Source organism: Glycomyces sp. YM15 (assembly GCF_016918015.1).
In the GTDB taxonomy this organism is placed as follows: Bacteria; Actinomycetota; Actinomycetes; order Mycobacteriales; family Micromonosporaceae; genus Glycomyces.
Genome location: NZ_JAERMK010000027.1, coordinates 44,299 through 53,224, shown reverse-complemented (window position 1 = coordinate 53,224; position 8,926 = coordinate 44,299). Strand labels below are relative to the sequence as shown.

Annotated in this window: 8 protein-coding genes; 1 reads left to right on the top strand and 7 read right to left on the bottom strand. The window is 70.2% G+C overall.

The features are described 5' to 3' along the window. The 7 genes from JHY01_RS23115 to deoC form a co-directional block, all read right to left on the bottom strand. Positions 1-1,088, bottom strand: a 1,088-nt coding sequence (locus tag JHY01_RS23115; protein WP_205328070.1) for a DUF222 domain-containing protein, incomplete at its 3' end; no start/stop codon positions are given. A gap of 552 nt (positions 1,089-1,640) precedes the next feature. Beyond that, positions 1,641-2,066: a roadblock/LC7 domain-containing protein gene (locus JHY01_RS23110; protein ID WP_205328069.1), complete on the bottom strand. Its 426-nt coding sequence runs from the start codon at positions 2,064-2,066 to the stop codon at positions 1,641-1,643. Beyond that, positions 2,063-3,670 carry a hypothetical protein gene (locus JHY01_RS23105; protein ID WP_205328068.1) on the bottom strand — a complete coding sequence of 536 codons (1,608 nt, stop codon included), beginning with the start codon at positions 3,668-3,670 and terminating at the stop codon, positions 2,063-2,065. The genes JHY01_RS23110 and JHY01_RS23105 overlap by 4 nt, the downstream gene beginning before the upstream one ends. Before the next feature lie 313 nt (positions 3,671-3,983). Continuing rightward, the gene (locus JHY01_RS23100; RefSeq protein ID WP_205328067.1) at positions 3,984-4,802 is read right to left on the bottom strand and encodes a hypothetical protein; all 819 of its coding nucleotides are present in this window, start codon (positions 4,800-4,802) and stop codon (positions 3,984-3,986) included. 141 nt (positions 4,803-4,943) lie between these two features. Further along, on the bottom strand, positions 4,944-5,819 hold the full coding sequence (locus tag JHY01_RS23095; RefSeq protein ID WP_205328066.1) for an aldehyde dehydrogenase: 876 nt from the start codon (positions 5,817-5,819) through the stop codon (positions 4,944-4,946). Further along, positions 5,812-7,236 (bottom strand): aldehyde dehydrogenase family protein, encoded by a 1,425-nt coding sequence (locus JHY01_RS23090; RefSeq protein WP_205328065.1) that lies wholly within the window; start codon positions 7,234-7,236, stop codon positions 5,812-5,814. The genes JHY01_RS23095 and JHY01_RS23090 overlap by 8 nt, the downstream gene beginning before the upstream one ends. A 3-nt stretch (positions 7,237-7,239) precedes the next feature. Then, positions 7,240-8,154 (bottom strand): deoxyribose-phosphate aldolase, encoded by a 915-nt coding sequence (gene deoC / locus JHY01_RS23085; protein ID WP_205328064.1) that lies wholly within the window; start codon positions 8,152-8,154, stop codon positions 7,240-7,242. Between the two features lie 125 nt (positions 8,155-8,279). Here deoC and upp point away from each other — a divergent pair, with 125 nt between their 5' ends. Then, the gene (gene upp / locus JHY01_RS23080; protein WP_205328063.1) at positions 8,280-8,912 is read left to right on the top strand and encodes a uracil phosphoribosyltransferase; all 633 of its coding nucleotides are present in this window, start codon (positions 8,280-8,282) and stop codon (positions 8,910-8,912) included. Positions 8,913-8,926 lie beyond the last annotated feature (14 nt).

Here is an 8,926-nt window from a genome sequence, read left to right as displayed (position 1 = left end):
CCGTGCCAAGCGCAACCCCCTGGCTGCTCGAGCTCGAGTTTGCGCCGCAGGGCGGCGTTGGGCAGGCGCAGGGCCCGACCCAGCTCGACCGCTTCCCCCTTGGCGTAGTTGAACACCGAGGGGATGATGACGCCTTCACAGGCCAGCAGCCGGGCCCGGGGGACGCTGATCGGCTGGCCCTCCAACATCGGGAGGCGGCCGGTGTCCTTGCCCTGCAACGTCTCGATGTCGACGGTCAGATCCAGGGTCGCGGTGTGCCCGTGCCGGGTCGCGGCCTGCGGGGAGGACCCGTACCCGGCCAGGAGCTGATGGAGAGCCTCGGCATGCTGGTTCGCCTGCGGCGGCAGCAGACCTTCCGCGTCGGCCTCATCCTGGCGGGGTGGCGGGCAGGCGGTCTGCAGGTACTTGTCGAGCATCCGCCCGGTCGCATTCGAGAGATGCCCCTCCAGCGCCCACATGCCATTGCCGCACTCGATCAACTCCAGGCGCTGCATCGACTGCTCGCCGAGCCCATCAAGAAGCTCGGTCTCTCCGGCGATCGCGGCCCACAGCCCCTCAAGGTGACGACGCAGGTCCTTGAAGGAAGCATGAGCGCAGTACTCGACCACCATCGCCTCCGGCGTCGCGCAGAGGGTCTCGGGGTCGAAGGGGGAGGGGACCGGGGCCGTGAAAGGAGTGCGGGCGAACACGCGCATCGCCGGAGTCTGGTCAAGCTGGCGGACGGCGTAAGCGACCTGGTCGATCCGGGCCTGCCCCGACACCGCCGCCGAAGCAAGAAGACGGAACTTCCCCGAGAGCCGGGCGATCGCGGCGATGGCGCTGGCGGTGTTGAAGGTGAAGTCGAACTGGGACAGGAGCAGGTCGCGGAGGGCGGAGAACCCGAACTCGGAGCGGTGCAGGTTCGCCTCCTTCATCGCGATCACCGCAGACAGGACCCGGGCGTGAAAGGCGTTGATGCCTGCGGCGGCCTCATCGAGGGTCGAGCGGATCGCCGCAGCCTGGGAGCGGCGGTCAGGGGAAGCGGAGAGGAGCGAGGCGGCGGGGAGGACCGGAGCGACCGGGCTGGTGTGGGTGTTGCATGCGGCCATGGGTCTCGCCTCCTCACCGATTCTCGAATGTCCTGCCGGTTTTCGGTTCCTTGTTCGTGCTTCAATGATGACAGAATGCCGTGCCGGTGTCATCACCCAACCGGGTGAACATTCCATGAGAGACACTCACGCCCCGCCCCCACTCCACCTGGGGTGCAAAGCAAACCAGGGGACAAATGGGCCTCCGCCACCCCTCCCCCCGCGCTGCCGGGCAGCCGCACCGCACACCCAACCACCATGCGGCCCTTTTGTCGCTGCCCGCCTGAACCTCAATCGAAACGGTGCCGCAACCCGCTATAGGAGCCCAAGTCGCGAAAGCCTTGGGCCCCTGAAAACCTCTACCACCTGCAGTCGGGGAACTTGCCGTCGAAGGTCAACGACCCGGTCCCCATTCGGATCGGGGAGGCGCTTGATGCCGATGCTGGCCCAGCACGGACTCCACCCTCACCCGCACGGTCACGATCCCCGTCCCGCGCGAGCACGTCGGCGCGGCCGAATAGCACGACGGAACGGGCCCCAAGGCATCGCCTCGGGGCCCGTTCGCATCCGGTCTCAGATGACCTTGGGGATCGACCCCGTGTTCGTCAGGGCCTCGTTCAGCAAGGGCCCCACCTGCATCGTGAACTGCCCGAGTTCGTAGCCGAGCTGCTCCCGGTCGCACTGGGAGACCGCCAGGAGCGTGAGGCAGATCTGGGGGCCGACGGGCGCGGCGAGGAGGACGCCCTCGGCCATCTCGACGATGACCTGCTGGGTCGGGCCGTGGTCCATGGACCGCCCAGCGCCCTCACCCATCGACAGGAGGCCGGAGCCGATGCCCGCCAACTGGTCCGCGCGTTCCTTGGGGAGTCCGGCCGAGACGGCCAGGGGCAGGCCGTCGACGCTGACGAGGACCGCGTGGGAGAGGCCGGGAGTGCGGGCCACGAGCGAGCCGAGCAGCATGCTCAGGGATCGCTCGTAGACACCGAGATTGGCGCTCATCGGGTCGCCATCCTCTCCGTCCTGGCGCCTGCACCGGGGCGGCCGCCCCGGGCGCGGCCCCAGCCCTTGAAGTAACCAGCCGTGTTCTGCGCCAGGAGCTCCGGGTCGCGGTCGATCGGTTCGTCGAAGCGCGGGTGCTCGTCGGCGACGACCGCGCCGGGCACCAGGTTGGCCTGCGGTTTGCGGCGCGGCAGCCCGGCGGGCGTGATCGGTTCCTCGGTCTCGGGGGCCTCGGTGACGTTGCGGGCCATGCGCCAGCCTTCGTCTCCGGGGAGGTTCCACGATTCCGGTTCGGGCTCTTCGGTTTCGGGCCGCTTGAACCAGGCGCTGCGGGCCTGGCCGAGGATCATGAGGCCGTCGTCGTCGTTCATGAGGCTCGCGACGTCGACGATGTGGACGTCGTCCTTGGGCTGCCAGGGGTGGCGGCGCGGTTCCGGGTCCGGTTGGCGCATGCTCTCGGACTGGAACGCGTCGGCCGGCGCCTGGCGGGGGTTCGGCGCGGGCCGTTCGGACCGCGCTCCCTGCTCGGACGGCAGGGGCAGGTCCGTTTGCGGCAGTTCGGCGGGCTGGGCGCGGCGCCGGCGCCGGATCGAGCGGGTGTGGCTCTCGCCGTCCACCGGCATCTGCGATTCGGGGATCACCTGCGTCGATTCGAGGTCCACGACGGAGTGCAACTGCGAGGCCGGGTCGAGTGCGCGGAGGCTCTGGCGGTCGGGCAGGTCGCCGGGGAGGCGGACGGTGGTGTGGGTGCCGTGGCCGTGTCGGCCGGTCCCGCGGTCCTCGTCGTCGTCTTCGTCGTATGCGGCGCGCGGCGGGGCGGTGTCGAGACGGGGGCGTTTGGCCTGCAGCAGCCCGATGAGGCCTTCGAGCGAGCGGTCCCAGGCGGAGACGGCGTCGGCGGTGGCGGAGACGGACGGGGCGACGGAGGGGTCGTCGCCGCCGCCGATCTCACGGATGGCCTCGGTCAGTGCTCCGGCCATCGCGGCGACCTGCCCGGGGTCGGCGACGGTGGCGAGGTCGGCTGCGAGTTCTTCGGTCGAGATCGACTGCAGGGCGCCGGGTTGGGGAAGCCGGGTGAGGATGGCGACGGCGTTGGCCTCGCTCGGGTCGTCCCAGGCGGCGAGCGCCGCGGGGAAGACCGCGCGCAGAAGGCATGTGAGCGCCTCTGCCGCGTCGTGGCGGGCTCTGGCGGCCGAGGCCACGGTGTCCAGGATCGGGCGCAGAGCGTTGATCTCAGGGCGAGCGGCCAACGGCTGGCCGTGCACTTCGCCGGTCGCGAGGCCGCGGGCCATGGCGATGGCGTCGTCGAGCGCGTCTTTGGAGCGTGAGGCCGGACTGGCGGCGCGGATGACGAGCTGCCCGGCGGCTGCGGCGAACTCGGCCAGCTGGACGATCTCCTCCGCGACGGCGACCGAGACGGACTGTCCGGGCGCCGTTCGCGCGAGGAGGCTGTTGAGGCGGACCCATCCCCGGGGGTCGTCGCCGAAGGTGTCGGTGGCGATGAGGCCGCCGCCCGCCGCGACGAGCGCGACGGCGCAGGCGGTGTCGCCTTGGCCGGCTCCTGCTACCTGCTGGTCGATGGTGATGCCGCAGAACACTTGCACCCGCGGGGCTCCTCTCGTAGGGCGCACCCGGACGGGCGCCGGCCCCTGTCGGCGGGCCGCAGCCCAGCCTGTATTTACCAGTCCGTTATCAGTTTTCCGCAGAATACTCGGTTCTGCAAGCGGACGGACAGTGCGGGTTCGCGATGGGATGGAAGGTCATACCGCGCAATTGCGTCAATTCCTTGACGGTGTCCACCAGGGGATTCCCTTGTGGAATAACGGTGGGGAACGCGGCGGCGCCGCCGCTGGATGACGCGGCGGCGCCGGTAATCGGACTCGGAGTATGAGTCGACATGGGCTGTTCGGCCGATGGCTAACCGCGCCATTCCACATGGTCGTTGATCTTGGCGATGACGCCGCGCCAGGCGATGGCCGCCTGCTGGGAGTCGCTTCGCTTCAAGCGGCGCTTGGCGAGTTTGCCGCGGAGGCCGCCGTCGACGACCACGCGGAAGGTCTCGTCGAGGTCGTCCAGCGGGGAGCCGGGGGCGAGCGAGCCGACGATCGAGTCGTGCTTCAGGGCGTAGCCGAGGTCGCGGCCGACTTCGGCGGCCTTGATGAGCAGCTCGGGCTCCCAGGCGTCCTGGCCGCCGCGGAGGTTGGCGACCACCAGGTCCAGCTCATAGGTGTCGTCTTCGTCACACACGATGTCGTCGACGCTGAGACGCTCCTGCAGCTCGGCGTACTCCTCGATCGCGGCGAGGTCGTGGTCGTCGTGCTCCTTGACGTACGCGACGAGCGCCTCGGCCTCGCGGAAGACCAGCAGCTTCCCCTTGCGGGTCAGGAAGACCGGGACCTCTTCGGGTTCGGCGTCGAGGGCGTCCTCGTCGTCGGCAGCGGGCGCCTCGTCGGCGAAGTCGGCCGCGTCGGGTTCGGGGGCGTTCTCGTCCTCGGGGGCGGCCTCGTCGGTCTCGGCGTGCCTGCCGCGCGGCGCCTCCTCCGCCTCGGCGTCGTCGTCCTCGACGGGCTCGGGCTCCTCGGCCTTCCCGCCGGGGAGGGTGTCGGACATCCGGTACGCGCGCAGGGTGAAGCCCGAGTCCTTGCCCAGGTGGAGTTCCACCGGGTCGACGCTCAGCTCGTTCCAGAGCTTGTCGGTCTCGGCGCTGCGCACCGGCCCATCCGTTTCGGCCGCCATGTCGCGTCCCTCCCGTAGTGATCTAGCTGGGGAACAGCGTACGACGACGCGACACGCTCGGTCCGACCCGGTAGGTCCGTTCAGAAGGGACGATGCCGAAAGGGCCCCGGCGACGGATCGCCGGGGCCCCGTGGGACGCGATCAGTAACCGCCTCCGGCGGCCGCGGCCATCCCGGCCGGGTGCCACACGGTCTTGTACTCGGTCCACTGCCGCAGCAGGCCAAGGGAGTCGAGGCGCTTCCCGGGGCGGCGGACCACCTTCAGGGTCTCGGCGGCGGCGGCCTCCAGGCTCGCGGCCAGTTCGGCGTCGGCGACGCCGCTCAGGTCGACCCCGTTGACGTCGGCGTGCGCGGCCAGGTGCGGCGCGACCTCGGCGGCCCTGCCGCTGAGCACGTTCACGACCCCGCCGGGCAGGTCGGAGGTGGCGAGCACTTCACCGAAGCTCAACGCGGGCAAGGGCTTCGTCTCGCTCGCGAGGACCACGACGGTGTTGCCGGCGGCGATCGCGGGGGCGACGGCCTCGATGAGGCCCAGGAACGGGTCGTCCTGCGGCGCGACGACGGCGATCACGCCGAGCGGCTCGGGCGTCGTGTGGTTGAAGTACGGGCCCGCGACGGGGTTGGCCCCGCCGAGCACCGACGTGTACTTGTCGGTCCAGCCCGCGTAGTGCACGAGCCGGTCGATCGCGGCCTCCACGGCCCCGAGGGCGTCGTGCACTTCGGCGCCCGTGGCGTCGGCGAGCTCTTCGGCGAACTGCCCGGCGCGGCCTTCGAGCATCTCGGCGACCCGGTACAGGATCTGGCCGCGCAGGTACGCGGTCTGGCCCGCCCACGGCCGCTGCGCCTTGCGGGCTGCGGCCACGGCGTCGCGGCCGTCCTTGCGGCTGGCGAGCGCGGCGTTGGCCAGCTCGGTCCCGTCCGGGCTGCTCACGGGATAGCTCCTTCCGGACTCCGAGCGCGGGAACTTCCCGCCCACGTACAGCTTGTAGGTCTTCTTGACCCTGAGGCGATCAGACATCGAGGTAGGCCTCCAGCCCCTGGCGGCCGCCTTCGCGGCCGTAACCGGACTCCTTCAGGCCGCCGAACGGGCTGGCGGCGTCGAACTGGTTGAACGTGTTGGCCCACACCACGCCCGCGCGCAGCCGCTCGGCCGCCCACAGGATCTTGGAGCCCTTCTCCGTCCACACCCCGGCCGAGAGGCCGTACGGGGTGTTGTTGGCCTTCGCGATGGCCTCGTCGGGGGTGCGGAACGTGAGCACGCTGAGCACCGGGCCGAAGATCTCCTCCTTGGCGATGCGCATCGACTGCTGCACGCCGGTGAACACGGTGGGGCGGAACCAGAAGCCGCGGTCGGGCAGGTCGCAGTCGGGCTGCCAGACCTCGGCGCCCTCGCCGCTGCCGGCGTCGGTGAGCGCGGCGATCCGCTCGAGCTGCTCGGCGGAGTTGATCGCGCCGATGTCGGTGTTCTTGTCGAGCGGGTCGCCCACGCGCAACGTGGTGACGCGGTCCTTCAACCGGGCCAGGACCTCGTCGGCCACCGATTCCTGCACGAGCAGCCTCGAACCGGCGCAGCACACGTGCCCCTGGTTGAAGAAGATGCCGTTGACGATGCCTTCGACGGCCTGGTCTACGGCTGCGTCGTCGAACACGATGTTCGCGGCCTTGCCGCCCAGTTCCAGGGTGAGCCTCTTCTTCGAACCCGCGATGGACTTCGCGATGGCCCGTCCGACCGCGGTCGAGCCGGTGAACGCGATCTTGTCGACGGCGCTGTCCACGAGCGCCGCGCCCGTGCCGCCCGCGCCGGGGAGGATGTTGACGACGCCGGGCGGCAGGTCGGCCTCCTGGCACAGCTCGGCGAACATGAGCGCGGTCAGCGGCGTGGTCTCGGCGGGCTTGAGCACCACCGTGTTCCCGCACGCGAGCGCCGGGGCGATCTTCCACGCGAGCATGAGCAGCGGGAAGTTCCAGGGGATGACCTGGCCGATGACGCCGAGCGGCCTCGGGTCGGATCCGAGGCCGGCGTAGGCGAGCTTGTCGGCCCAGCCCGCGTGGTAGAAGAAGTGCTGCGCCGCGGTGGGCACGTCGAAGTCGCGGGTCTCCTTGATGGGCTTGCCGTTGTCGAGGGATTCGGCGACGGCGAACTCGCGGGCCTTCTCCTGCAGGAGCCGGGCGATCCGGAACAGGTACTTGCCCCGCTCTGCGCCGCTCATGGGGCCCCACACGGCTTCCTGCGCGCGGCGGGCGGCGGCGACGGAGTTCTGGACGTCGGCCGCTCCGGCCTCGGCCACGGTGAAGAGGACTTCTTCGGTGGAGGGGTTCACGGATTTGAAGTCGGCGCCGTCGGCGGCGTCGGTGAACTTCCCGTCGACGAACAGCCCGTAGTGCTCTTTGATCTGGGGCCGCACCGACTCGGGTGCGGGCGCGTACTCGAACATCGCTTAGTCCACCGTCACGTAGTCGGGGCCGGAGTAGTGGCCGGTCTTGAGCTTCTGGCGCTGCATGAGCAGGTCGTTGAGGAGGCTCGAGGCGCCGAAGCGGAACCATTCGTTGGAGAGCCATGGGTCGCCGAGGACTTCGTTGACGCACACCAGGTATTTGATGGCGTCCTTGGTGTTGCGGATGCCTCCGGCGGGTTTGACGCCCACTTGCACTCCGGTGAGCGCGCGGTAGTCGCGCACGGCCTGCATCATCAGGAGCGTCACCGGGAGGGTCGCGTTCACGCCGACTTTGCCGGTGGAGGTCTTGATGAAGTCGGCCCCGGCGTACATGGCGAGCCAGGACGCGCGGCGCACGTCGTCGTAGGTGACGAGTTCGCCGGTCTCGAGGATGACCTTGAGGCGGGCCTCGCCGCTGGCGGCCTTGACGGCCTTGATCTCGTGGAAGACCCGTTCGAGGTCGCCGGCGAGGAACGCGCCGCGGCTGATGACCATGTCGATCTCGTCGGCTCCGGCGCGCACGGCCGCTTCGGTGTCGGCGAGCCGCACGTCGAGGGGCACCTGCCCGGCGGGGAACCCGGTGGCCACGGAGGCGACCTTCACCGTCGAGCCCTTGAGCGCTTCGGCGGCGACGGGCACCATCGACGGGTAGACGCAGACGGCCGCGGTGGACGGCGCGTCGCCGTCGGGGCGGAGCGCCTTCGCCGCGAGCGACCGGACCTTGCCGGGCGTGTCGGCGCCTTCCAAGGTGGTGAGGTCGATCATGCTGATGGCGAGGTCGATGGCCTTCGCTTTCGACTCGGCCTTGACCGAGCGGGTGGCGAGCCCCGCCGCGCGCGCTTCGAGGCCCACCGCGTCGACGCCGGGGAGGGCGCGGACGAGGGAGGCGGCCTCAGCGCCGCTCAAAATTGATCCCATGACTGGATGATATCCGTATCCTGGCTGTACGCACGCGCGGCTCGCAAGCTACGCCGCGTGTTCGACTCAGACTGTGGTGACCAGCTCACATTAGCTCGGCGAACTGGGCGTTAAGGTTGGGAACCGTGGATGTCAAGATCGTCGAACACCCGCTCGCCGCAGAACGGCTCACCGCCATGCGGGACGAGCGCTCGGACTCGCCTAGGTTCCGAGCTGCCCTGCACGAGCTCACAACAATGCTCGTCTACGAGGCCACGCGCGACGTGGCCGTGACCGAATACGAGATCAGGACGCCCGTGGCCCCGGCCCGGGGGTTCCGGCTCGGGAACCCGCCGCTGCTCGTCCCGGTGCTGCGCGCCGGGCTCGGCATGGCCGACGCGGCGCAGGCGATGATCCCCGACGCCTCGATGGGCTTCGTGGGCCTGGCCCGCGACGAGGAGACCCATGAGCCGTACGCCTACATGGAATCCCTGCCCGACGACCTGGCCGGACGCCACGTCATCGTCCTGGACCCGATGGTCGCCACCGGCGGCTCGCTGCTGCGCTGCTGCGAGATGATCGCCTCGCGCGGCTGCACCGACATCGACCTCATCAGCGTCCTGTGCGCGCCGGACGGCATCGCGAAGCTCGACGCCTCCGGGATCGCCATGAAGATGACGACCGCCGCGGTCGACCCCGAGCTCAACGGCAAGGCCTACATCGTCCCCGGCCTCGGCGACGCCGGCGACCGCCAGTTCGGCGCCTACCGCCGCTTCTAGCGACGCGAAAGGGG

Coding starts and splice junctions, on each gene's coding strand:
- JHY01_RS23110 (WP_205328069.1), bottom strand. CDS start 2,066: ATGAGCGCCAATCTCGGTGTCTACGAGCGATCCCTGAGCATGCTGCTC.
- JHY01_RS23100 (WP_205328067.1), bottom strand. CDS start 4,802: ATGGCGGCCGAAACGGATGGGCCGGTGCGCAGCGCCGAGACCGACAAG.
- JHY01_RS23095 (WP_205328066.1), bottom strand. CDS start 5,819: ATGTCTGATCGCCTCAGGGTCAAGAAGACCTACAAGCTGTACGTGGGC.
- JHY01_RS23090 (WP_205328065.1), bottom strand. CDS start 7,236: ATGTTCGAGTACGCGCCCGCACCCGAGTCGGTGCGGCCCCAGATCAAA.
- deoC (WP_205328064.1), bottom strand. CDS start 8,154: ATGGGATCAATTTTGAGCGGCGCTGAGGCCGCCTCCCTCGTCCGCGCC.